Raw genomic sequence first — 24,557 nt, forward strand, 5'->3', positions numbered from 1 at the left:
GTGCGGTATGGCAAACAGGTGACAGAGATCAAGGACGGCACCAGATGAATCTTTTCGAAGGACATGGAAACCGCGAGGCGAAGATTCGCTATCTCGACGGCGATTTCCAGATCCTGATGCCGGGCTCCTATGTGGTCTGCGCCATGACCGGCAAGCACATCGCGCTCGATGAACTGCGCTACTGGAGCGTTGCCCGGCAGGAGCCCTATGCCGATGTCATCACCTCGCTTGAGGCCGAAAAGCGAGCAGGCGCTCTTCCCAATCAGAAGCGCTGATTTCCCTCGCTGAATAGCCGGCCGTAGTTTCAGGCCGTTTTGCTACCGCGCTTTTCCCGCAAGCGCCGGTCGCGCGCGGCCGAGATCGCCCTGTCGATAATCAATCCCGGCGCCTGCGGATCGTCGAAGACCATATCGATCTCGATCACCCGGCAGCGCCGCAGCAATTCGTCGGCGCGACCATGATGGCCGATGAGGCGGACATAATCCTTCGACGTGGTGACGATCTCCAGCCCTTCGCGCGAGGCGATGTCGAGCATGTCGGAGACTTCGTCGTCGCCCGGATGTTCGTGATCGCCGAAGCTCCGTCGGACGGCAATATCAGCCCCCAGCGCCTCGACCGTGCGGAAGAACTTGGCCGGATCGGCAATGCCCGCGAAGGCAAGCACCCCGCGGCCGCGCAAATCCTCCTGCCCGCGCACTCTGACGCTCGCGGTAAAGAAGGGCTTTCCGGCCCTTGCCGCAAGGCGAACGACGCGATCGGCGGCATTGCCCTCGCCGACCTTCAACAGAGCGGAGGCATAGAGGAGCTGTGTTCGCAGCGGCGCCCGCACCGGGCCGCCTGGAACGAGATGGCCGTTGCCGATGCCTCTGCCGGCATCGATCACGACGAGCGCGTAGTCGATGGCAAGATGCGCGCTCTGGAAACCGTCATCCATGATGATGAGGTCGGCGCCCTCACGCACGAGCCTTTCCGCCCCTTCGGCGCGACGACGGGCAATGACCGTCAGCGCCTCGCGGGCCAGCAGCAGCGGCTCGTCACCGACAGCCGTGGCATGGTGATGCGTGGGATCGACGACCGTCGTCACATCGAGCGAGCCGCCATAACCCCGGCTCAGGAAACCGGGCGTCAGCCCCTTCGCCTTGGCAGCCTGCGCGAGCGCAAGCGCCGTCGGCGTCTTGCCGGCCCCGCCGACGGTGAAATTGCCGACGCAAATGACCGGAACGGGCACGGAGGCGCGCTGGCCATTCACCATGCGATGTCCGGCGATGCGGCCATAGAGGAAGGAAAAGGGTGAGAGCCCCCAGGCACGCCAATCCGGCTTTCGCCACCAGAAAGGAGGGGCTTCCGATACCATGCGTCTAATCCAGCCCTATTCTTGTGCCTGCGACAAACCGGCAAGAAAGGGCAGATTGCGTGAAAAAGCAAGCCATTGCCACGATCAGGCCGATTGGGCGACGGGCATGAGCAGGCTTTCCAGCTCGGTAATGTCGTTGAGGCAATAATCCGATGCGGCCATCAGCGTCTCGCGCGAGCCGGTGCCCGTCAACACGCCGACGGTCAGGCCGACCCCGGCATTGCGTCCCATATGCAGATCGTGATTGTTGTCACCGACGACGGCGACCTGCGCAGGCGAAAGGCCCGTCGCCGCATAGAAGCCGAGCACCATGCCCGGTTCCGGCTTGGTGCCGAAACCGCTATCGTAGCCGGCAATATAATCGAGATGATCGATGAAGCCGAAGCGGCGAGCCGTCTGGCGGATGGAGCGTTCATTGTCGCTGGAGGCGACGCCGAGCTTGTAGCCGCGCTCATGCAGCCGCTTGAAGAAGGCGGCGAGATCAGTGACCGGCGAGGAAAAATCAGCCGCATGCGCAAAGAGCGCGTCGAGCTTTTCCACCAGTTCCGCAACACTCACTTTCGAGCCGGCAGCCACCAGCCCCTCGGAAATTTGCCTGGTATTGCCGGCGGCAAGCAGGCTGTCGGGCACGATATGGCCGGTGATCGGGTCCATGCCGCAGGAGGATAACAGGTGATCGGCGAGGATAGGATCGTCTTGAGCCGCGATGCGCGCAAGCTCACGATTGACCGGCAGCCAGCTCTGGTCATAGTCGAGCAGCGTGCCGTCCTTGTCGAAAAGAATGCCCGCAATCGCTCCCAGCTTGGCCGCCGTCATGCCATTCCCTTCTTATCCGTTCGCCATCGTCTTCGGCATCAGCCGCGCCTTGACCGAAAGCGGATTGATATAGGGCTCAAGGCCCTTGACCGTTGCGGCCAGCGCGCCGCGCATTTCATGCACGGCGGCAAAACCGGCGTCGATCATGCCGCGCCGCGCCGTGTCGTTGGTCAGCAGATAATGCACGCCGCGCGCCAGCATCTCGGTGTCACGCACGACGCGGGCGCTGCCGCGACGGGCGAGCAGCTGATAGGCATCGCGGAAATTCTGGACGTGGCCGCCGGTCAGGATCGCACAGCCGAGCATGGCCGGCTCGAGCGGGTTCTGACCGCCTTCGTTGAACAGCGACTTGCCCATGAAGGCAACCTCGGTCATCCGCAGATAGAGCCCCATCTCGCCGATCGTATCGCCGAGAAAGACATCGACATCCGGCGAGATTATATCGCCGCGGGTCCGACGCGCGACCTTCAAGCCCTGCTCGACGAGCATCGCCTCGATCGCGTCGCAACGTTCGGGATGGCGCGGCACCATGATGGTCAGCTGACCGTTATGATCCTTGAGCATCGAGTGAACGGCGGCGGCGGCGCCCTCTTCACCCTCGAAAGTGGAGACGGCAGCCCAGGTCTTGCGGTCGCCGATCTGCCTCATGTAGCTGGCAAGCGTCGGCGCATCACAGGACGGTGCGTCGGTATCCACCTTGAGATTGCCTGATTTCAAAACCTGCAAGGCGCCGAGATCGCGGAAGCGCTCGGCGTCAAGATCGGACTGAGCAACGACCAGCGCCAGATTTTCAAACAGCGCCTCGGCAAGCGACGGATGCCGGCTCCAGCGCTCAAAAGAACGATCCGACATGCGGGCGTTGACGAGGATCTGCGGGATGCGTCTGCGGCCGAGTTCCATCATGGTGGTCGGCCAGATCTCGGATTCGGCGAAAATGGCGCAATCTGGCTGCCAGTATTCGAGGAAGCGCTTGATGGCAGGCTTGAGATCGAGTGGCACGTATTGGTGAATGACTTCTTCGCCAAGGCGTTGATGCGTGACCTTGGCCGAGGTCATCGTGCCTGTCGTCAGGATGACGTGAATGTCGCGACGACGAATTTCACGGATCAACGGAATGACTGCCGAGGTTTCGCCCACGCTTGCAGCGTGAAACCAGATCAGCGGCCCCTGCGGGCGATTGGCGCTCGCATAGCCCGAGCGCTCCAGCTTGCGGGAACTGTCTTCCTTGCCCTTCGCCGCGCGAACGGCAAGATAAGGCCCGATGAACGGATAGACGGCGATCCCGCCAAAACGATAGGCGCTCAAGGCAAGACGCGCCCTGAGGCTACTCATTTCGTTCGCCTCCGATCCCAGCTGATCACCATCAATGCCAAATCCCGATTATCAACCGGCCGAATAAACAGCCGAATTTTCGTTCTTATTGTGTCAAAGATACTGCTTCATGACCGGATTTAAAGCTGTAACGCCTCGCCGGACGGAGATATCAAATGCAAAATTCGGTGCGAGGCGACCTTAGGATGCCGCTTTTTCCTGCGGATCGAGCAAGCGATGCAGGTGGACGATGAAATAACGCATATGGGCGTTGTCAACGGTCTGCTGCGCCTTGGACTTCCACGCCGTCAGCGCGCTCGCATAATCGGGATACATGCCGACAATATCGAGTTCGTTGAGATTGCGGAACTGGACCTCTTCGAGGTTTTCCAATTCACCGCCGAAGACAAGGTGCAGGAGCTGCTTTTTGCCGCTGGTATCAGTCATTTTCGTCTCTTTCAGCTGTCGTCCCCCTCCACCCTTCATCTGCGGGATTTTGACCGAAAGGTCAACCGTCTCGTCGATGTGAAAGTTGGCGGAGAAACTCCGGTAATTGCGATGCCGACGCACCGCAAAGTTCGTCATGCGATACTTCGGCGCGATTGTAGCGCAGCGCATTGCCCGAGAGATCCACGAGCGCGCCGCCGGCACGCTCCAGAATGAGATCGGCCGCGGCCAGATCCCAGTCATGGGAGTTGCGCTTGACGATCGTTCCTTCGAGGCGCCCGTCCGCCACCATGGCGAGACGATAGGCAAGCGACGGAACGTGCTTGACCCGCTCGACCGTCTTGCGGAAATCCGGATCGAAGCCCTTCAGCATATCCTCGCCGGTTGCCAACCGATGGATATCGTCGCCGACCCTCTGGGAAACGCCGATCGGCTGGCCGTTCTTCAGGGCCTCGCCGCCGGCCGTCGCCACGAACAGCTCATCCAGCGCCGGCGCATAGAGAACGCCCGCCACGGGCCGGCCATCGGTCACGACGGCGACGCTGACGCACCATAGATCCAGGCCTGAGAGAAACCCTCTGGTGCCGTCGATCGGATCGACGACGAAGACGGTCGCGTGCTTCAATCGCTCTGCGTCGTCGTCGGTTTCCTCGGAAAGCCAGCCATAATCCGGCCTTGCTGCGCGCAGCGTGGCGGCAAGGCTTTCATTGGCGGCAAAATCGGCGGCACTGACCGGAGACTGGCCGTTGTTCTTCCACCAGACCTCCGGCGACTGCCGGAAGAAACCGAGAGCGATCTTGCCCGCCTCGAGCGCGGCCCCGACGATCAGGTCCACATCGCTCAACCGGCTGGCCTTCTGGCTATCGATCATTCAATAATTCCAATCTCCGCTCGTTTCTCAGCGGCCCGCCAGCGTCATGCCTTCGATGGCAAGCGTCGGAGCGGCGACGCCGAAATCACGATCGATGTCGTTTGCCGGCGTGACGCGCATGAACATGTCCTTCAGATTGGAAGCGATGGTCACCTCCGAAACAGCAAAGGTCAGTTCGCCGTTCTCGATCCAGAAGCCGGTCGCACCCCGGCTGTATTCGCCGGTGATCATGTTGACACCCTGGCCGATCAGCTCGGTGACATAGAAGCCCGTTCCGACGCTGCGGATCAGCTCCTCGGGCGAAATATCACCCGGCTCCAGCGCCAGGTTGGTGGAGGCGGGCGATACGGACGTGCCGCCGCGCACGCCGCGGCCGTTGGTCTTCAGGCCGCCGCCGATTTCCCGTGCCGTCGCGGTGGACAGGAACCAGGATTTCAACACGCCGTCCTCGATCATGACGAGCCGTTTTCCGGACACGCCCTCGCCGTCGAAGGGGCGCGAGGACGGGCCGCGCACGATCAGCGGGTCATCGGTGATCGATAGGCCTGACTTCAGCACCTGCTGGCCCATCTTGTCGCGCAGGAAGCTGGTCTTGCGGGCGACGGAAGCGCCGTTGATGGCGCCGGCAATATGGCCAACGAAGCCGCGGGCGACGCGCGGATCGAAGACGACGGTGACGTTCTTGTCTGTCGGAACCTGGCGCGGGTTGATGCGCTTGACCACACGTTCGCCGGCGCGGCGGCCGATTTCCTCGGCCGCATCGAGATCGGCGAAATAGAGGCGGCTGTCGAAATCATAATCGCGCTCCATGCCGGTGCCCTCGCCGGCAATGACGCTGACGGAGCGCCCGAAGCGCGAGCCCATATAGTGGCCGGCAAAACCATGCGACGTGACGAGCACCAGCCCACCCATGCCGGCGGAAGCGCCAGCGCCGGAGGAATTGGTGACGCCGGGAACGGCAAGCGCCGCGGCTTCGGTCGCAAGCGCTGCTTCGCGCAACTGCTCCGACGAAACCTCTGTAGGATCGAATAGTTCGAGATCCGGGTAGCTCTTGGCGAGATCCGCCTCATCGGCAAGGCAGGCAAACGGATCTTCCGGCGAAACCTTGGCCATGGCGACGGCGCGCTCGGCAAGGGCGTTCAGATCGAAGCCGGGATTGGCCGAGACGCTGGCGACACGGTTGCCGACGAAGACGCGGAGCGAGAAGTCGTCGCTCTCGGAGGATTCAGTGCCCTCGACCTTGCCGAGGCGCACGCTGACGGAATGGGCACGCGACCGCACCACGACGGCATCCGCCGCATCCGCGCCGGCTTTCCGGGCGAGGTCGATCAACTGGCTGGCACGGGAAAGCAGAGTGGCGGAATCGATTTCTGAGGTCATGATTTGGCCTTTCCTTCGCGTTCCATTTATTGTGCACTACATAAAGCATCAAGGGCGGCAAAGCCGATTCTTGTTCTAATCTCTTCACGCATGGTTGTTTATCATGACCGCGCGTCGCAACACCGCCTGCCCCACGGAAAGAAACAGACGATGTCCGCCCCCAATACGCTCTTCACCGAAACCCTGCTTCTGCTCGGAGGCGCCGTCGTCACGGCGCCGATCTTCAAGAAACTGGGGCTTGGCACCGTGCTCGGTTATCTCGCCGCCGGCGTGGTGATCGGCCCGATCCTCCACAGCATCGGTGACAGCGAGGCCGTGCTCGCCGTGGCCGAACTCGGCGTCGTCTTCCTGCTCTTCATCATCGGCCTTGAATTGAAGCCGTCCCGCCTCTGGCAGATGCGGCGCGATATTTTCGGCCTCGGCACGGCACAGGTGGTCCTCAGCGGACTGGCGCTGACGGTCGCATCCTATCTCGGCGGCATTGCCGGCTGGAAGGGCAGCATCATCATCGGTTTTGGCCTAGCGCTTTCGTCGACCGCCTTTGCGATGCAGATCCTTGAGCAGCAGGGTGACGTCAACACGAAGTACGGCCAGCGCTCCTTCTCGGTGCTGCTGCTGCAGGATCTCGCCATCGTGCCGTTGCTGGCGTTGATCACCGTCCTCGACGGGGCGAAGGAAACCGCCAATCCCTTGCCGAGCCTTGCAATCGCGGTCGGCGCCGTGGCGGCGATGATTATCGCCGGCCGCTATCTGCTGACGCCATTGTTTCAGGTGATCGCCCGCACCGGCGCGCGTGAGGCCATGATTGCCGCCGCCCTCTTCGTGGTCATGGGATCGGCAACGCTGATGCAGCTTGCCGGGCTGTCGATGGCAATGGGCGCGTTCCTTTCCGGCGTGATGCTGGCGGAATCCTCCTATCGGCATGAGCTGGAAGCGGATATCGAGCCCTTCCGCGGCGTGCTGCTCGCGATTTTCTTCATTGCGGTCGGCCTGTCGCTGAAACTCGAAGTCATCCTCGACAACTGGGTGCTGATCGTGCTCGCCGTGCCAGTCATGATGGTCATCAAGGCGGTCGTGATCTATGCGCTCTGCCGCGTGGCGGGCTCGCCGCACAATGACGCCGTGCGCATTGCCGGATTGCTGCCGCAAGGCGGCGAATTTGGCTTCGTGCTCTTCAGCGCGGCCAGCGCCAGCGGCGGTCTGTTTTCCGCCAACACGGCATCGATGCTGATCGCCATCGTCACGCTGTCGATGGCGCTGACGCCGCTGAGTTCCGCGCTGGCGAAGCGGATGGTGAAGGGTGACACCCAGGAAGAGCTGGACGAGGATTTCGAGGGCGCTGGCTCCGATGTCTTGATGATCGGCTTTTCGCGTTTCGGCCAGATCGCCGCGCAGATCCTGCTTGCCAGCGGCCGCGACGTGACCGTCATCGATTTCTCCGCAGACCGTATCCGCCAGGCATCGAGTTTCGGCTTCCGCATCTATTTCGGCGACGGAACCCGCAAGGACGTGCTGCGCTCCGCCGGCATCGATCGCGCCAAGATCGTCGTCGTCAGCACGCATCTGCGCGAAGTGACCGACAAGATCGTCGAACTCGTGCAGACGGATTATCCGCATGCGCGCATCTTCGTCCGCTCCTATGACCGCGTTCATTCGATCGAGCTGCGCCACAAGGGCGTTGACTATGAGCTGCGCGAAACTCTGGAATCCGGTCTGCTCTTCGGCCGCCGCACATTGGAGGCTCTCGGCCTCAGCGAAGCGGAAGCCTATGAGATCGGCGAGGATATCCGCAAGCGCGATGAGCAACGGCTCGTGCTGCAGGTGAGCGAGGGGCTGCAGGCCGGAACCGACATGCTCTATTCACGCCCGGTCAAGCCGGAACCGCTGGTCAAACCGAAACGCGCCGCCGAAACATACAGCGACGCCGACGATCTCGTGGCGCTGCCGCAAGAGGAGCCGGAACGGGCTTAGATGCTCTCTATTGCCTGGGTCTGGTCCAAAAGCCGTGGCACACGGCTTTTGAGGAGCGCGCTAGCTCTTCGCCGTTATCACCCGGTCGAGAGCGAATTTCAGCTCGTCCTTGATGCCGGCCGACATGGCGAGGATGTCGCGCGCCTTGAGGAAATCGAGGACGCCGGTGCGGCCGACGGACGGCCTCAGGAAGATCTGCGGCGCCTGCAGCCGCAGCTTCAGCGCGATGTTGGACTGCATGGTGAGCTGGCCGGCGCCGAACAGGCTTTCGATGCGGTTCGGGACCTGTCGGCCGCTGCCTTCGGGGCCGCCGACGACGTCGATGCCGATGATGATATCGGCAAGGCCGGCGAGATGCTCGTAAGGAACCGGATTCATGATGCCGCCGTCGATCATCACGCGATCCCCGAGCTTGACCGGCATGAAAACGGCGGGAATGGCGGCCGAGGCAGCGAGCACCGGGAAAAGTTCACCCTTTTCGATAACCACTTCGGCCTGATCGTAGTAGTCTGTCGTCACCACCTTCAGCGGAATATGCAGCTCCGAAAAGCTTTCCGGAATGGCCGGCGGCATGAAGGTACGCAGGATGCGTTCGAGATTGAACTGGCCGAAGCGGATGCTGCGAACGCTGACCGGCCGCAAACTCCAGATTTTGTTGAGAACGGCCGGACGATTGCCGACGGTCGCGAGCGTATAATCGCGGATTTCCGCGCCGCTCATGCCGACCGCCATGGCCGCACCCATGATCGAACCGATGGAAGAACCCGCTATGGCGACAGGACGAATGCCGAGCTCGTCCAATGCCTCGATGATATGAATATGGGCAAGGCCGCGCGCGCCGCCGCAGCCGAAGGCCACCGCGACGCTCGGCGTGCCGGAGGCGGCAAGCGGATAGTCGCTGCCGACGAAATCAGCATAATCGCCCATATGCTTCTCCTGCCCCGTCAGGCCGCCAACGGCTGGTAACGGAAGAAATGCATCTTGCTGTCGCCGAAGGTCCGCTCCTCCAGAAACAGGAAATCCGATGGCGCGGCAACGGTCACGTCGGCACGTTCCTCGAGGATCGCCAAAGCGCCCGGCACCAGCCAGCCGCCGGCGGCAGCTGCCGCAAAAGCCTTCTCGCCGAGCCCCTTGCCATAGGGCGGGTCGGCGAAGAGAAAATCGAAGGGTTCGAGATTGCCGACGCTGCCGAGATCCGTCGCATCGCGACGCAGCATGCGCGTACGGCCATGCAGGCCGAGCGCATCGATGTTTTCCCAGAGAAGGCCCCTGCCCTCGACGCTGCTTTCAACGAAGAGCACATGGCGGCAGCCGCGCGAGGCCGCCTCCAGCCCTACGGCGCCGGTGCCGGCAAACAGGTCCATCATCCGGGTGCCATCGACGGCCTCCGGGTAGGCATGGCTCAATATGTTGAACAGGCTTTCGCGCGTGCGATCCGCCGTCGGACGAATGTCGTTCGACTTCGGCGTTGCAAGCGAGCGACCGCGAAACTCACCGCCGACGATCCTCACCGCGCGTCAACCCCTTCCGCCCTTGGGGCCGCCCTTGCCGGCGCCACCCCGACCGGAGCCGCCGCGTGGACCGCCCGACGGGCGTCCTGCGCCACCGGGCTTGCCACCAAAGCCGCGCGAGCCACCGGGCTTCCCGCCTGGCTTGCCGCCAAAGGATTTGCCGCCACCCGGCTTCTTGCCGAAGGGCTTGCCGGCCGGCCGGTCACCAAAAGAGCGCTCACCTTGAGGGCGATCACCGAAGGGCCGGTCACCACGAGGCGGGCGATCCCCAAATGGTCGGTCACCACGGGGGCGCTCCGAGCGCTGCTCGCCATCGAAAGCTCTGGCGCGAGGACGCTCATCCCCCTCGGCGCGGGGCCGGCGGTCGCCATAGGGACGATCGCCACGGGGTTTATCACCATAGGGGCGATCACCACGAGGCTTGTCACCGAAAGGCCGGTCGCCGCGAGGCGGACGATCGCCAAACGGGCGATCACCGCGAGGACGCTCGGAACGAGCTTCGCCATCGAAAGACTTCGCGCGAGGACGATCTCCGCCTTCCGGCCGCGAACCACGTGGCTTGTCACCATAGGGACGATCACCGCGTGGCTTGTCGCCAAAGGGCCGGTCGCCACGAGGTGGGCGGTCGCCAAACGGACGATCCCCCCGAGCGGGACGATCGCCCAGCGGGCGGTCGCCGCGTGAGCGCTTGCGATCAAAGCCCTCGTCATCGCCGCGCGACCTGCGCGGTGCTTCCTCGCTTGAACGAATCCATTCGCCATCGCCCTCGTCGACGCGATTGATGCGAACGCGCGGGCCTTCGTCCGGGCGGTCGAAGCCGCTGCGCTGCGGACGTTCAGGTTCGCCGCGCCGGGAGGCGGTCTTTGCATTCTTGGCAGCCTTGGCCGCGGCCTTTTCACCGAGCGGACGGGCGCCGGGCGCCATCCAGACATTGGCGCTGCGGCGCGGGCCGAGCGGCTGGCGCTTCTGACGGTCATCATCCTTGTGGCCACCATCGCGGCCGCCTTCGCGACGATCGTCGCGCTTGGCATCACGCTTGGTGTCGAGGCGGCTGAGCGCTCGCTCGCGCTTGTCCTCGGGACGCTCACGGTCACGTCTCGGGCGCTCGTCCTTCACCGTACGAGCCGGCTTGGCATCCGCCTCTTCGGGCTCGGCAACAGCCGGGGCATTGTAGAGCGGCGCGTCGAAATTCGCCTTGGCATCATCGACCAGACGGGGCCCGAGTTGATCGCGCAGCGTGCGGCCGCGCACCTCAAGCACATGGCCTTCCGGCAGCTCGCCGAGCTGGAACGGGCCATAGGAAATGCGGATCAGGCGGTTGACCTCGAGGCCGAGCGCGCCAAGCACGTTCTTGATTTCGCGGTTCTTGCCTTCGCGCAGGCCCATGGTGATCCAGACGTTGGACCCTTGCGTGCGGTCGAGCGTCGCCTCGATCGAGCCGTAGAGCACACCGTCGACGGCAATGCCTTCCTTCAGCTTGTCGAGCTCTTCCTGACCGATCTCGCCATGGGCGCGCACGCGATATCGGCGCAGCCAGCCGGTCGTCGGCAGTTCCAGGACGCGGGCGAGGCCGCCGTCGTTGGTCAGCAGCAGCAGACCTTCGGTATTGATATCGAGGCGACCGATCGACATGACGCGCGGCAGCTCGTCCGGCAGATTGTCGAAAACGGTCGGGCGCCCTTCCGGATCGGCATTGGTGGTCACCAGGCCGGCCGGCTTGTGATAGAGCCACAGGCGCGTGCGCTCGATGCCACGGATCGGCACGCCATCGACCTCGATCTTGTCGGCAAGGGTCACGTTGACCACGGGCGTATCCAGCAGCACGCCGTTCAGCGTGACGCGGCCATCCATGATCATGCGCTCGATGTCGCGGCGCGAGGCCACGCCGGCGCGCGCCATCACCTTGGAAATGCGCTCGGCCTTTCCATCTTCGACCGCAGCGGTATCCGCAGCCTTGACGGCTACGGCCTTCGCAGGCTTCGCGCCATCGCGCTTTATCGTCTTCTTGTCGCCAGCAAAGGGTTTAGACCCAGGCCGCCTGGGCTTGTCATTCATCGTCATTTGTTGTTTGCCTGAATTTTTAACGCGTGTTCCTATCAGGTCACGCCCTTGCGGTTAAGTGGAAAAACTTGAATGGCGGCTAGAAATCAATTCATGGAGCTTGCTTTGGCTGAAGCGCGCCGTGCCGGTGAGCGCGGTGAAGTGCCGATCGGCGCCGTAGTCGTGCTCGATAACAAGGTCATCGCCACTGCCGGCAACCGTACCCGCGAACTCAACGACGTCACCGCCCACGCCGAAATCGTCGCCATCCGCCTGGCCTGCGAGGAATTGGGCCAGGAGCGTCTGACAGGCGCCGATCTCTACGTCACACTGGAACCCTGCACCATGTGCGCCGCAGCCATTTCGTTCGCGCGCATCCGCCGTCTCTATTATGGCGCCGAGGACCCGAAGGGCGGGGGTGTCGACAATGGTGTTCGCTTCTATCGCCAGCCGAGCTGCCATCATGCGCCGGAAGTCTATTCCGGCCTCGGGGAAACGATATCTGCCGACATCCTCAGGAGTTTCTTTCAGGAGAAACGCTCCGAAGACTGAAAAGCGGCGGTTTGAGGCCGCCGCTTTGCGAATTGCTTATTGGAAGGGCTTCCACCAGCTGCTGTTGTTGGTCTGCTGCGCAGCCTCGGCATCCTTCTTGCGCTTCTTTTCCTTCTTGGACTCGGGCTCGCCGAGGTCGTTGAGGGCAGCCTGGTCGGCGACCTGGCGATATTGCTGCGGCGGATCGATCAGGTAGCGGCGCTGGTCGACATAACTGCCGGACTGATCCTGACGCGCGGCGCGATAGGCGGCCGTCTGCTGCGCTTCCGAGAGGTGATTCTTGGTGCTGTCGGCCTGAGCCAGCGGCGAGCGATAGTTGACGTCGTTCTTCTTCGTATCGGCTTCCGCGGCGAGGCGCTTGCGGGCATCTTCGGGTGATTCCAGCCAGGCCGGGTTGTCCTTGCTTGCCAGCGACTGCTGCGGCGCCGTCAAAGCGTCCTTGTCGCCACCGACAACCAGACCGGGGCGGCTCGGATACTTCACACCTTTGTCCTTCGGCGTTGCGGCCGAAACAGAGGCGATATCGCCGAGGTCATCCAGGAGCTGCACGCCGGCCGTCTTGTCGGTGCCGTAAGTCGGGCTGCTCAGGCAGCCGGACATTGCACCGCAGCCAACCACAAGTGCCGCCAAGCTGACGCCGACACGAACGCTATGCATCGCTCTCATGAAAACCCTTCCCAGCCATGCCGGAACAAAATGTAACAGAACCCCATTTGACGGCAACTGCCGTAAAAATCGGGCCATTTTCAGGCAGCTTTTACCGGATGAACGCCGCAAAGGCAATTCACCCGGCAATTTTCTTCAGTTGACATCAGCGAGTTCGCGCAGCGCCACGGCGTCGCGCGCCGAGACGTCAGGGTATTCCGGATCGGAGCCGACGTCCGTCGTGATGCGCCAGGAGCGGGCACACTTGCGGCCCTCGGCAAGCTTCGGAACGACGCTGACCTTGGCATCGTCATCAAGACGGAACGCATCGGCAGGGCCTTCATCGCCCAGGACCGTGATGTCGGACGTGATGCAGATCTCGGCGAGATCCTGTCCTTCGAGCACCGTCAGCAACTCCGGATCGGCGACGTAGACGACCGGGGCGGCTTCGAGCGACGAACCGATGCGCTTGTCCTTGCGCTCGATTTCCAGTGCACCGGTGACGACGCTGCGCACCGAGCGGATCTTCTTCCACTTCTCGGCCAGCGCCTCGTTCTTCCATTCGGCCGGAATGGTGACGAACTGCTCGAGATGAACCGAGACCGCCTGCGGATTGCGCGACAGCCATGCCTCTTCCGTCGTGAACGGCAGCATCGGCGCCAGCCAGGTCACCATGCAGTCGAAGATCGTGCGGATGACGGCGAGCGAAGCGCGGCGGCGCAGGCTCGACGGCGCATCGCAGTAGAGCGCATCCTTGCGGACGTCGAAGTAGAAGGCGGAAAGCTCGACATTGGCGAAATCGATCAGGGCGCGGGCGATGCGCTTGAAGTCGAATGCGTCATAGCTTTCGCGCACCAGCTCGTCGAGTTCGGCGAGGCGATGCAGCATCAGCTGCTCCAGCTCCGGCATGTCGGCATAGGCGATGACTTCGCCCTTGTCGTGCGCCAGCGTGCCGAGCATCCAGCGAATGGTGTTGCGCAGCTTGCGATAGGCATCGACATTGGTCTGGATGATCGCCTTGCCTAGGCGCTGATCTTCCCAATAGTCCGTGGTCATGACCCAGAGACGCAGGATATCGGCGCCGGCGTCCTTCATCACGTCCTGCGGGGCAACGACGTTGCCGAGCGACTTCGACTGCTTGCGGCCCTGCTCGTCCATGGTGAAGCCATGCGTGACGACCGTGTCGTAGGGCGCGCGGCCACGGGTCGCCGCACTTTCGAGCAGCGACGAGTGGAACCAGCCGCGATGCTGGTCGGAGCCTTCGAGATAAACATCCGCCGGCCACTTCAGGTCCGGGCGATCTTCGAGCGTGAAGGTATGGGTCGAGCCAGAGTCGAACCACACGTCGAGGATGTCCATGACCTGCTTCCAGGGCTCGTTGGCCTTTTCGCCGAGGAAGCGTTCGCGCGCGCCTTCGGCGAACCAGGCATCTGCGCCTTCCTGCTCGAAAGCCTCGAGGATACGGGCGTTGACGCCATCGTCCTGCAGGATGTTGCCCTGCTCGTCGACGAAGATCGCGATCGGCACGCCCCAGGCGCGCTGGCGCGAGAGAACCCAATCGGGGCGCTGCTCGATCATCGCGCGCAAGCGGTTCTGGCCGGCAGCCGGCACGAAGCGGGTATCGTCGATCGCCTTCAGGGCGCGAGACCGCAGCGTCGAACCGTCAGCAAAGTCCTTGTCCATGTAGACGAACCACTGCGGCGTGTTGCGGAAGATCACCGGCTTCTTCGAGCGCCAGGAATGCGGATAGGAATGCTTCAGCCTGCCGCGTGCGAAGAGCGTGTTCGTCTCGATCAGGGCCTTGATAACGAGATCGTTGGCATTGCCCTTCTTGCCGTTGTCATCCATGACGCGGCCGCCTTCGAAGCCGGGGGCGTCAGCGGTATAGAAGCCGGCGTCGTCGACCGGGAACGGGATGGTGGACGAGATGCCGCGGGCTTCTAGGGCGCGCGCATGTCCCGTCCAGGCGTCAAAGTCCTCGCGGCCGTGGCTGGGTGCCGTATGCACAAAGCCCGTACCGGCATCGTCGGTGACGTGATCGCCATCGAGCAGCGGCACCTTGAAGCCGTAGCCAAGCGAAGCTAGTGGATGAGCGCAGGCGAGCGCCGCCAGATCGTCCGCCGTGATGTCGCTGAGGCGCTTGTACTGCAGCTTCGCCTTGGCGAAGGATTCCTCGGCGAGCTTGTCGGCGAAGATCAGTTTCTCGCCGGGGCGCGGACCGAAATCATTGGCGGCTTCCGTGACTTCATAGAGGCCGTAGGACACACGCGACGAATAGGCGATCGCCCGGTTGCCGGGGATCGTCCAGGGTGTGGTCGTCCAGATGACGACAAAAGTCCCGGCAAGCTCAGCCGGGCCTTCGACGACGGGGAATTTCACCCAGATCATGTCGCTCTCGACATCGGCATATTCGACTTCGGCTTCGGCGAGCGCCGTGCGCTCGACCACCGACCACATGACCGGCTTGGAGCCACGATAAAGCTGACCCGTGCGGGCGATCTTCAAGAGCTCGCCGGCGATGCGGGATTCCGCATGGAAATTCATCGTGAGATAGGGATTGTCAAAATCGCCCGTGATGCCAAGGCGCTTGAACTCTTCGGACTGGATCTTGATCCAGCCGGCGGCAAAGTCACGGCATTCCTGGCGAAACTCGTTCACCGGAACCTCGTCCTTGTTCTTGCCCTTCTCGCGATACTTTTCCTCGATCTTCCACTCGATCGGCAGGCCGTGGCAGTCCCAGCCCGGGACATAGTTACTGTCATAGCCGCGCATCTGGAACGAGCGGGTGATGACGTCCTTCAGGATCTTGTTCAACGCATGGCCGATATGGATATGGCCGTTGGCGTAGGGCGGGCCGTCATGCAGCACGAATTTCTCGCGGCCGGCGGCGGAGGCGCGCAGCTCCTTGTAGAGGTTCATCTCCTCCCAGCGCTTCACCAGCTCCGGCTCCTTCTGCGGCAGTCCGGCGCGCATCGGAAAATCGGTTTCCGGCAGGTAAAGGGTCTTGGAGTAATCCATCTTTTCAGTGGTATCGGTCATAGTTCTGACAATTGCCTCGGTGTCTCGGGCGTCTTGCGCCGAACGGGCGCAGCCATATGGGGATTTTTCGGCGGCGGAAGCGCCCAATTTTCCTGGAAATGCTCCAGAAACGGGCGCCAAGAACCCGGACCTTCCGGCAGCTTAGAGCGCGCGGAAGGCCGGGCCAATAATTCGTATCGAGTGGCTCAGCCGAAATTGGGTCATGGTCGCCGGTTCATAGGCGTTTTTTCCAAGGAAAGGAAGAGGAAACAATGCCGGCTACGCACAGAAAGGCCGCGGACGTTGCCGCCCGCGGCCAATAGGACGTTGCTTCGATCAGGCGCGTGCGGTTGCCCGTGCCGGCATGACGGCGTTGAGGATCACCGACACGACGATGTTGGCAGCGAGCGCCAGCAGCCCCGTATAGACGGTGAAGCTGGTGTCTCCGAGCGCAACCATATGCAGTGGCTTCCAGCCGGCATCCCAGACGAGGTAGGTGCCGCCGAAGAAGCCGACGGCCCAGCCGGCAAGCAGGGCCGGCGCCCGGAACCACCTGGTGTAGAGGCCGAAGACCAGGGCCGGCAGCGTCTGCAAAATCCAGATACCGCCGAGCAGCTGCAGATCGAGCGCGAACTGCGTCGGCAGGAAGATGATGACGAGAAGCGCGCCGACCTTGACGACGAGCGAGGTCATCTTGGCCACCTTTGCCTCGCCGGCGTCGGAAACCTGCGGATCGATATAAGCCTTCCAGAAGTTGCGGGTGAAGAGATTGGCAGCGCCAATGCTCATCACGGCCGCCGGAACAAGCGCGCCGATGGCGATGGCCGCGAAGGCAAAGCCCGCAAACCAGCTCGAGAACAACGTCTGGAACAGTGCCGGAACGACATCGTTGGGACTGTCCAGCTTCAGGTTGGCCGCATGGCCCATATAGCCGAGCAGGGCCAGCAGGCCGAGCAGCAGCGTATAGGCTGGTAGCAGCACCGCATTCTTGCGGATGGTATTGCCGCTGTTGGAAGCGAAGATGCCGGTCAGCGTATGCGGGTACATGAAGGCAGCGAGCGCGGAGCCGAGCGCCAGCGTCGCATAGGCGACATACTGGTTGCCGCCGAGAAGCAGGCTGCCGGCGCCCTTGGCCTTGAAGTCGGCGTCCGCCGCGGCAAAGACATTGGCGTAGCCGCCGAGTTTCGCCGGGATGAGCGCGATGGCGGCAATGACCACGATATAGATCATGATGTCCTTGACGAAGGCGATCAGTGCCGGCGCGCGAAGGCCTGCCGAATAGGTGTAGAGCGCCAGGATGATGAAGGCGACGGCAAGCGGCAGTTCGCCATGAAGCCCGAGCGCCTTGAACACCGCCGTCATGCCGACGAGCTGCAGCGCGATATAGGGCATCGTCGCGATGACGCCGGTCAGCGCCACCGCCAGTTCCAGCGCCCGCGAGCCATATTGACCGTGGACGATATCGCCCGCGGTGACATAGCCATGATCCTTGGCCCGCCTCCACAGAAGCGGCATGACCATGAAGACGAAGGGATAGACGACGATCGTATAGGGCAGCGCGAAGAAGCCGTAGGCACCGACGGTGTAGACCAGGGCCGGGACGGCAATGACGGTATAGGCGGTGTAAAAATCGCCGCCGACGAGGAACCAGGTGATCCAGGTGCCGAAGGTGCGGCCACCGAGGCCCCATTCGTCGATATGAGCGAGGGTCTTCGGTCTGCGCCAGCGGGCAGCGACAAAGCCCATGACGGTGACGAGCACCATAAAGAAGATGAAGACTGCAAGGGCTGTCGGGTCGATATCAGTCATCATGGCGCATGCTCCGGTAGGCGATCCACGTCAGGACAGCTGTGATCGGCACCCAGGCCAGCTGATACCAGTAGAAGAAGGGGAAACCGAGCAGCACTGGATCGTGGCTGTTGTAGAAGGGAACCCAAAGCAAGCCTATGTAGGGAATGACAAGCAGCCAGCAGGCCGCCGTCCCAAAGCGTTTGTCCATGTCCGATACCTCTCACGCGGTGTCTGCGCGCCACCTTGTTGCAGTTGTCAGAGTGGAAGGAGTGTATCAGCCTGCGATTGCAATATGCGCTCAAGGGCCGAGGCCGATGAGTTTTGGCTATGCAGAGCCAGACCGACGAATGTGAATTCCTCCCAACGGCCCGCCTGCGGGCAGCCGCTAATAAAGTCCTACGGCGAGTCTGACGCCCGAACAAGATATTAGCTGATGCGAAATCGTCGAACCTACCCAGAAGTGGGTAGACGGGCGTCAGAGCATTTTCGCTCTTCTTCGAAATCGCAAAAACGCTCTATCTTCTTGTTTCGCTAGCATTCCGAACGGAAAACCGCTTCGCGCTTTTCCTGGAAGTGCTCTAGACCGTTGCGGTTGCGATGCCGTGGTCAAGAGCGTAGCGGATCAAGCCGGCCGTCGTTGTGATGCCAAGCTTCTTCTTCAAATTCTTGCGATGCGTTTCCGCCGTCGCAGGCGTAATCTGAAGTTCCTCGGCAATCTCGCGATTGCTCCTGCCTGCAACGATCAAACCCAGAATGCGACGCTCGCGCGGTGTCAGAGGGTCAACCTCCTTTTGTATCTTGTCCGCCACCAATATGTCGCGAACGCCGGACGAAAAATAAGTTCCGCCGGCCGCTACGGTCTCGATAGCGCAGACGACTTCGTCGGTCGAAACATCCTTGAGAATATACCCGACCGCACCGCGCATGATCGATGAGGAGATGTATTCGCGGCTATCATGCATGGACAGCATCACGATTCGCGTCTCCGGAAGCTCCCGACGAAAGAGTTCTATCGCATCGATGCCGCTGAGCTTCGGCATGTTGATATCCATCAAGGTCACTTGCGGCAGCGTCCGCCGACCCACCTCCAAGCCGATTTGCGCGAGGCTTGCCGTCCCAACCACCTCTATGTGGTCGAAAGTCTCCAGCACAGCTTTCAGTCCATCCAGCACCACAGGATGATTGTCGATCAGCAGAACGCTGACCTTGTCTCTTTTCATGCCGCGTCCACCCTTGCTCTTGGCGAGGCATTGGCAGATTTCGGCAGCATCGCAATGAGTGTCGTGCCATCGGCCGTGCTTTGAACGAGAAGCAGGCCGCGAAAATGCGCCATCCGTTCCTGCATGTTCCTAAGCCCGAGCCCACCCTTGCTGTCGCCGGCGCCGTCAAAACCAATGCCGTTGTCCGAAATTCTCAAGCGGGCACGCCCTCGATCGCTCCAAAGCTTGATCGTAAGAAGCGTCGCGGCGGAATGACGTTCGACGTTATTCAGGGCTTCCTGGGCGACCCGGTAGAGCGCTGTGCTCGCTTCGGGCTTCAGCATCCCGATAAAGCTCGAAGCCTCGACCTCGGTTGCGATCCCGGTTCGCTCGGCGAAATTGTTCGCGAGCGCGGTCAGTGCGGCCGTCAAGCCGAGATCGTCGAGCACGCGGGGGCGCAGATCATGCGAAAGTCGCCTGATGTCCTTGATCGCGCTGTTAAGGGTATCGATACCCTTCTCGATCGCGGTTGCGGCATCATCAACCTGGCTTCGTACCTTGCGGTTGGCGAGGTCCATGACATAGCGTACTCCGAGGAGATTCTGCGACACACCATCGTGCAATTCGCGGGCAAGGCGTGCGCGCTCCTCCTCCTGCGTATCGATCACTCTTTGCGTCAGCTCCTTGAGCCGGCCATCGGCCATGCGTCGCTCACGGAACGTCAGCAGCATACAAGTCGTGAAAACGACCAGAATGGCGGGAACGGCAATGAGTGTGACGACGATGAAGGTTCCCTTTATGTTTGCCCGCATGGCTGCGTTGGCCGCCGCGGTCTGGGTGAAAATATCGTCCAGATAGACACCGGTTCCGACAACCCAGTGCCATTTATCAAGGCCAACCACAAATGAGAGCTTGTCGGCGATGCGCCCGGTAGAAGGCTTTTCCCATTTGTACTGATGCAAGCCTCCCCCAGCTTTTGCGGTCTTGATGAGCTCCGCGATGACCCGGTCACCGTCCGGATCGGTCAAATCGAGCCAATTCCGCCCGTTCCGAAATCCCTCGCGCGGATGAACAATGTTGTTTCCATCATAGTCGTAGACAAAGAAATATCCGTCCGGGCCATAGTCAAGGGACGTCAAGATCGCGGCTACCTTGTCCTTCGCGGCCTGATCGTTCGACGCTGCGTCCCGATAGGTCGCCTGAATGGCTGACACGGCGAGGTCTGTCAGGTTGACGATTTCCGTTTCCTTCGCCTTCAGCATGTTTTGTTCGAACGTCTCGATATTGTTCTTGGCGAGACTGGTCGATTGCCAAGTAATGAAGGCGGTGATTGCCAGGATCGAAATAACGAGAGGCGCAAGCGCGAGCGCAATGATCTGGTTGCGTAGTGTCAACGATTGTTCCTCCCAAGAACCGGCGCGGAACAATGGCCCTTGTCGGACGCGAATTCAACAGCTTGTCGACAATGTTGGCACACGCAATCGGGGTGATTGCCTCGAAACAGCACGACGGCCGTGTTCGAACGGCGTCCCGTCCAGCAGCCAGCCCGCCGGCTCCGGAGAAATCGAACGCGGAGCCAAATCGCATGGGTGATGACACAAGGCGAAAAACTCTATCTACCCAACCCTTGGGTGATATCAGTCGAACGCAATGACCCGATCAAGCTCGCCGAGCGGCTGGACGCCGGCGAGCAGCGCCCTCGCCTCATCTTCGTCCTTGCGGATCTGGGCGACGAGCGGGTCCAGACCGTCGAACTTCAGTTCCGGGCGGAGATAGCCGAAAAAGGAAACGGAACAGATCTGACCGTAGAGATCGCCGCTGAAATCGAAGACGAAAGTCTCGAGCAGCGGGGCGCCATTGTCCGTCACGGTCGGGCGCCGGCCGTAACTGGCGACGGCATCCCGGATGACACCGTCGGCGGTGCGGAAGCGCACGGCATAAATGCCGGCCTTCAGCGATATCTCGGGCGGCAACTGCATGTTGGCCGTCGGGAAACCGAGTGTGCGGCCGAGCTTCTCACCGCCGATGATCGGCGCCTCGACGGTATAGCGGTATCCGAGCAGGCCGGCGGCTTGTGCCACCTCGCCGTCTGCCAGCAGCGTACGGATGCGACTGGAGGAGATGACCTCGGTATTCTCGTCGCGGAAGGCATCGATGAGCGTCACGCCGAAGCCATTGTGGCTGCCGGCATTCATCAGGAAGGCCGGCCCACCCTGGCGATCATGGCCGAAATGGAAATCGAAGCCGGTGACAACCTCGGAGGCATGCAGCCAGTCGATCAGGATCGAATGGACGAATTCATCCGCCGAACGCTGCGAGAAGGTGCGATCAAAGGGATATTCGATGACGGCGTTGAAACCGAGCGCTTCCAGAAGACGCGCCCTGAGCGGTGCGGGGGTCAGGCGGAAGACAGGCTGATCGGGCTTGAATACGGTGCGCGGATGCGGCTCGAAGGTCAGCACCAAGGCCGGAATGCCGCGCTCCTTGGCGATCTCCAATGCCCGCGTCAACACAGACTGATGGCCGCGATGCACGCCGTCGAAGTTGCCGATGGCGACCACCCCGCCCTTCAAGGCATCGGGAAGCGGCTCACGGGTCTCGTTGCGATGGAAAACGGTCATCGACTGCCACTCCCCTCAGACAAGGCGCGGCATCCACCACTTCGGCGAAGCCTGCTCGCGTGCCAGGAAGGCGCCGAGCGCGGCCTCATCCGTATGCCCGTCGACGACATATTCGCGGGCGTGGATGCCATGGCTGATATAAAGAAGATCGAGACCGTAATCGAGCGCGCCGCGCACATCGGTCGGCATGCCGTCGCCGATGGCAACAACACGCGATAGCGGAAATTCGCTCTTGACCTCGCGGGCGGCGGCAATCGCTGCGTCATAGATGGGCTGATGCGGCTTGCCGGCGATGCGCGTCTGGCCGCCGAGCCGCTCGTAATAGGCGGCCATGGCGCCGGCGCAGGGGATCATGCGATGACCGCGCTCGACCACGAGATCCGGGTTGGCGCAGATGAGCGGCACGTTGCGGGCGGACCAGGCCGTCAGCATGTCCGTGTAATCGTCAGGCGTTTCCGTCTCGTCATCGAAGAAGCCGGTGCAGACGATGCTTTCGGCCTCGCTTGCCTCGACACGCACGACATCCAGCCCTTCGAGGATGCCGGTATCGCGCTCCGGGCCGAGCAGGAATACCTTCCTCGGGCCGTCGGCGATCAGCTTGCGCGTGACGTCGCCCGACGTGATGATGCGATCGTAGACGCTATCGGGAACACCGATCGCCCGCAGCTGCTCGACCACCTTGGGAGCAACACGCGGGGAGTTCGTGATGAGCACGACGGTCAAGCCTTCGCCGCGGGCTGCTTGCAGCGCGAGAGACGCCTCTTCATACGCGGAGACACCATTGTGCAGCACGCCCCAGACATCGCAGAGCGCAACGTCATAAAGTCCGCCGATCTCGCGAAAGCTTTCGATACGCTTGCCCATGCCGTCCTCACGTCAAATAAATCACGGGCTGACATCGCAAACCGGCCGGCAAATTACAAGAGCGGCGTGCAAGGTTTTTGCGCCGCACAAGCTCAGCCGGCGAGCCGGAGCAATGAACCCGCCAAGGCCGATACGGTGAGCACGATGGCAACGCCGGCACGCCGGCGAAAGACCAGCACCGCTGCGAGCAGAAACAGCAGAAAGGCCGAGATATCAAGACTGCTCCAATCGGGCCACGCCATGCCGGCGATCGGCGCATTGACGAATTCGCCGCCCTGGAGCGCGACGCGGCGGCTCAGCAGCACCAGCCGCTCGACATTCGCAAACAGCACGTGCAGACCGAACCAGATCGACAGGTTCGCCATGACGCCGACGATGGCTGCGGTAATGGCGGCGAGAGCCGCGGAAAGCCCCGCATGGCCGCGCAGCCTCTCAATGTAGGGCGCGCCGGCGAAGATGAAGAGAAAGCTCGGCGCGAAGGTCGCCCATGCCGCAAGGCTCGCGCCGACGAAGCCGCCGAACAGCGGATCGAAGCCGAAAGGGTTGCGGAAACCGGCCATGAAGCCGACGAAACACAGGACCAGGACGAGAGGTCCGGGCGTGGTCTCGGCAAGCGCGAGGCCATCCAGCATCTCGCCCGGCTTCAGCCGAGCGTAGTGTTGCACCGCCGTCTGCGCCACATAGGCAAGAACGGCATAGGCGCCACCGAAGGTGACGACCGCCATGCGCGAGAAAAAGGAGAAGATGGCGCCGAACACGTTCGCCTGCCCGCTGAGCGTCTCCGCCACGATATCCTGCGGGCCATGCAAACTGCGCACCAGCAACAGTGGCGCCTGCCAGATCAGTATCCAACATATGATCGTCAACAGAGAGGAGCGAGCCTGGGGGCTTGCGAGCCAGCCGAAGCGAAATGCCGATGCCGCCGGGAACGATAATCGCGGCCGCCGGCGCTCCTTGCCCCATGCGCAATAAAGAACCTGTCCGTAGCCGGTAAAACCGGCCAGCAACACGACCAGGGGAAACGGCAGATCGAGGAAGAAGAGGCAGGCAAAGCTTGCGATCGCCACCACCACATGGAACCGGGTCTTGAGGGCGCGGTTGCCCAACCGGATCAACGCCTGCAGCACGATCGCCAGCACGCCCGCCTTGATGCCGAAGAAGATCGTCGCGAGCAGACCGGTGTCGTGAAAAAGGGCATAGAAGGCCGAAAGCGCCAGAATGACGAAAAAGCCGGGCAGGATGAAGAGCAGACCGGCAATCAATCCGCCGCGCCAGCCATGCAGCAACCAGCCGATATAGGTTGCGAGCTGCTGCGCCTCCGGCCCGGGCAGAAGCATGCAATAGCTGAGCGCGTGCAGGAAGCGCTCTTCGTCGACCCAACGCTTCTCGTCGACGATCATGCGATGCATGAGAGCGATCTGTCCGGCCGGGCCGCCGAAGCTCAGCAAGCCGATCTTTCCCCAGACGCGCGTAGCTTCTGAAAGCAAAGGCTTGCCGACCGGATCGAACGCCGAAACGCGGCCGTTGTGGTCATCTCTTTCCGGTGCGATCCCCAAAGCCGTTACTCCCATACTCGTCGGCGGATCGCGCCGGACATCATTTTGCCGCTTCAACACATCATGCCATCTTCGGACAGCGGCTGCCGGCGATATATGCCGAGCCATGCCCGCAGCCGTTAATCATCAGCGGAACAAGCGGATGCGCGCCGCAAAAAATTCACAGTGCTGTCCTTGACTCGTCCGGAAGCCACCCCTAAATCACGGTCGCTAGCACTCGCCAATGCTGAGTGCTAACACAGCCCATACGGATCCCCCGCTGATCCGTGAATGTCATTTGATCGAGGGATTAGACAATGGCAAGCACCAATTTCCGCCCCCTTCATGACCGTGTCGTCGTTCGTCGCGTCGAGTCGGAAGAAAAGACCAAGGGTGGCATCATCATTCCCGATACCGCCAAGGAAAAGCCGCAGGAAGGCGAAATCGTCGCCGTCGGTTCCGGCGCTCGCGATGAGTCCGGCAAGGTCGTAGCACTCGACGTCAAGGTTGGCGATCGCGTTCTGTTCGGCAAGTGGTCGGGCACCGAAGTCAAGCTCAACGGCGAAGACCTTCTGATCATGAAGGAAGCCGACATCATGGGCATCATCGGCTAATCAAGCCGGTTCCCTTT

General features: G+C 62.0%; 21 protein-coding genes and 1 pseudogene. 4 read left to right on the forward strand and 18 right to left on the reverse strand.

Translation table 11 applies throughout. The features are described 5' to 3' along the window. The first annotated feature begins 44 nt into the window (after positions 1–44). Positions 45–275 (forward strand): DUF2093 domain-containing protein, encoded by a 231-nt coding sequence (locus tag ACIQWP_RS24650; RefSeq protein ID WP_015338954.1) that lies wholly within the window; start codon positions 45–47, stop codon positions 273–275. 29 nt (positions 276–304) lie between these two features. Here the strand turns inward: ACIQWP_RS24650 and lpxK are convergent, their stop codons facing one another. The 6 genes from lpxK to ACIQWP_RS24680 all read right to left on the reverse strand — a co-directional run bounded on the left by lpxK (position 305) and on the right by ACIQWP_RS24680 (position 6,179). Beyond that, positions 305–1,354 carry a tetraacyldisaccharide 4'-kinase gene (lpxK, locus tag ACIQWP_RS24655; RefSeq protein ID WP_402793263.1) on the reverse strand — a complete coding sequence of 350 codons (1,050 nt, stop codon included), beginning with the start codon at positions 1,352–1,354 and terminating at the stop codon, positions 305–307. An 84-nt stretch (positions 1,355–1,438) separates the two neighbouring features. After that, positions 1,439–2,170: an HAD family hydrolase gene (locus ACIQWP_RS24660; protein WP_402793265.1), complete on the reverse strand. Its 732-nt coding sequence runs from the start codon at positions 2,168–2,170 to the stop codon at positions 1,439–1,441. Between the two features lie 12 nt (positions 2,171–2,182). Beyond that, complete coding sequence (gene waaA / locus ACIQWP_RS24665; protein WP_402793267.1) at positions 2,183–3,502, reverse strand: lipid IV(A) 3-deoxy-D-manno-octulosonic acid transferase; 1,320 nt, start codon at positions 3,500–3,502, stop codon at positions 2,183–2,185. Between the two features lie 180 nt (positions 3,503–3,682). Further along, the gene (locus ACIQWP_RS24670; protein ID WP_034508466.1) at positions 3,683–3,928 is read right to left on the reverse strand and encodes a DUF4170 domain-containing protein; all 246 of its coding nucleotides are present in this window, start codon (positions 3,926–3,928) and stop codon (positions 3,683–3,685) included. Between the two features lie 61 nt (positions 3,929–3,989). Further along, the gene (locus tag ACIQWP_RS24675; protein ID WP_402793269.1) at positions 3,990–4,799 is read right to left on the reverse strand and encodes a 3'(2'),5'-bisphosphate nucleotidase CysQ; all 810 of its coding nucleotides are present in this window, start codon (positions 4,797–4,799) and stop codon (positions 3,990–3,992) included. A 27-nt stretch (positions 4,800–4,826) separates the two neighbouring features. After that, positions 4,827–6,179: a TldD/PmbA family protein gene (locus ACIQWP_RS24680; protein ID WP_402793271.1), complete on the reverse strand. Its 1,353-nt coding sequence runs from the start codon at positions 6,177–6,179 to the stop codon at positions 4,827–4,829. A 150-nt stretch (positions 6,180–6,329) separates the two neighbouring features. On the opposite strand from ACIQWP_RS24680, the gene ACIQWP_RS24685 reads away from it, so the two are divergent. Then, positions 6,330–8,150, forward strand: coding sequence for a monovalent cation:proton antiporter-2 (CPA2) family protein (locus tag ACIQWP_RS24685; protein ID WP_402793273.1), 1,821 nt, complete (start codon positions 6,330–6,332; stop codon positions 8,148–8,150). A gap of 60 nt (positions 8,151–8,210) precedes the next feature. Here ACIQWP_RS24685 and ACIQWP_RS24690 read toward each other — a convergent pair whose 3' ends face one another. The 3 genes and pseudogenes from ACIQWP_RS24690 to ACIQWP_RS24700 form a co-directional block, all read right to left on the reverse strand. Further along, positions 8,211–9,077, reverse strand: coding sequence for a patatin-like phospholipase family protein (locus tag ACIQWP_RS24690; RefSeq protein ID WP_402793275.1), 867 nt, complete (start codon positions 9,075–9,077; stop codon positions 8,211–8,213). Between the two features lie 17 nt (positions 9,078–9,094). Next, on the reverse strand, positions 9,095–9,661 hold the full coding sequence (gene rsmD / locus ACIQWP_RS24695) for a 16S rRNA (guanine(966)-N(2))-methyltransferase RsmD (protein ID WP_402793277.1): 567 nt from the start codon (positions 9,659–9,661) through the stop codon (positions 9,095–9,097). Further along, positions 9,642–11,722: pseudogene (locus ACIQWP_RS24700) on the reverse strand (pseudouridine synthase). The gene rsmD and the pseudogene ACIQWP_RS24700 overlap by 20 nt, the downstream one beginning before the upstream one ends. 72 nt (positions 11,723–11,794) lie before the next feature. On the opposite strand from ACIQWP_RS24700, the gene ACIQWP_RS24705 reads away from it, so the two are divergent. Next, positions 11,795–12,253 (forward strand): nucleoside deaminase, encoded by a 459-nt coding sequence (locus ACIQWP_RS24705; RefSeq protein ID WP_402793279.1) that lies wholly within the window; start codon positions 11,795–11,797, stop codon positions 12,251–12,253. Between the two features lie 36 nt (positions 12,254–12,289). Here the strand turns inward: ACIQWP_RS24705 and ACIQWP_RS24710 are convergent, their stop codons facing one another. The 9 genes from ACIQWP_RS24710 to chrA form a co-directional block, all read right to left on the reverse strand. Further along, positions 12,290–12,919: a hypothetical protein gene (locus ACIQWP_RS24710; protein WP_402793281.1), complete on the reverse strand. Its 630-nt coding sequence runs from the start codon at positions 12,917–12,919 to the stop codon at positions 12,290–12,292. Between the two features lie 135 nt (positions 12,920–13,054). Further along, entirely contained in the window at positions 13,055–15,937 is a 2,883-nt protein-coding gene (gene ileS / locus ACIQWP_RS24715; RefSeq protein WP_402793282.1) for an isoleucine--tRNA ligase, read from the reverse strand. Positions 15,938–16,252: 315 nt separating this feature from the next. Next, positions 16,253–17,728 (reverse strand): monocarboxylate uptake permease MctP, encoded by a 1,476-nt coding sequence (gene mctP, locus ACIQWP_RS24720; RefSeq protein WP_402793284.1) that lies wholly within the window; start codon positions 17,726–17,728, stop codon positions 16,253–16,255. Continuing rightward, positions 17,718–17,915, reverse strand: a complete 198-nt coding sequence (locus ACIQWP_RS24725; protein ID WP_034508488.1) for a DUF3311 domain-containing protein — start codon at positions 17,913–17,915, stop codon at positions 17,718–17,720. Before ACIQWP_RS24725 ends, mctP begins: the two co-directional genes overlap by 11 nt. Before the next feature lie 370 nt (positions 17,916–18,285). Next, on the reverse strand, positions 18,286–18,927 hold the full coding sequence (locus ACIQWP_RS24730; RefSeq protein ID WP_402793287.1) for a response regulator: 642 nt from the start codon (positions 18,925–18,927) through the stop codon (positions 18,286–18,288). Further along, the gene (locus ACIQWP_RS24735; RefSeq protein ID WP_402793289.1) at positions 18,924–20,300 is read right to left on the reverse strand and encodes a cache domain-containing protein; all 1,377 of its coding nucleotides are present in this window, start codon (positions 20,298–20,300) and stop codon (positions 18,924–18,926) included. Before ACIQWP_RS24735 ends, ACIQWP_RS24730 begins: the two co-directional genes overlap by 4 nt. 243 nt (positions 20,301–20,543) lie before the next feature. Next, the gene (locus ACIQWP_RS24740) at positions 20,544–21,527 is read right to left on the reverse strand and encodes a bifunctional riboflavin kinase/FAD synthetase (protein WP_402793291.1); all 984 of its coding nucleotides are present in this window, start codon (positions 21,525–21,527) and stop codon (positions 20,544–20,546) included. 15 nt (positions 21,528–21,542) lie between these two features. Continuing rightward, entirely contained in the window at positions 21,543–22,391 is an 849-nt protein-coding gene (locus ACIQWP_RS24745; protein ID WP_402793293.1) for a TIGR01459 family HAD-type hydrolase, read from the reverse strand. Between the two features lie 92 nt (positions 22,392–22,483). Continuing rightward, positions 22,484–23,962 carry a chromate efflux transporter gene (gene chrA / locus ACIQWP_RS24750; protein WP_402793499.1) on the reverse strand — a complete coding sequence of 493 codons (1,479 nt, stop codon included), beginning with the start codon at positions 23,960–23,962 and terminating at the stop codon, positions 22,484–22,486. Between the two features lie 281 nt (positions 23,963–24,243). On the opposite strand from chrA, the gene groES reads away from it, so the two are divergent. Further along, entirely contained in the window at positions 24,244–24,540 is a 297-nt protein-coding gene (groES, locus tag ACIQWP_RS24755) for a co-chaperone GroES (protein WP_004109735.1), read from the forward strand. Positions 24,541–24,557 lie beyond the last annotated feature (17 nt).

Source organism: Rhizobium sp. NPDC090279, assembly GCF_044769665.1.
Classification (GTDB): domain Bacteria; phylum Pseudomonadota; class Alphaproteobacteria; order Rhizobiales; family Rhizobiaceae; genus Rhizobium.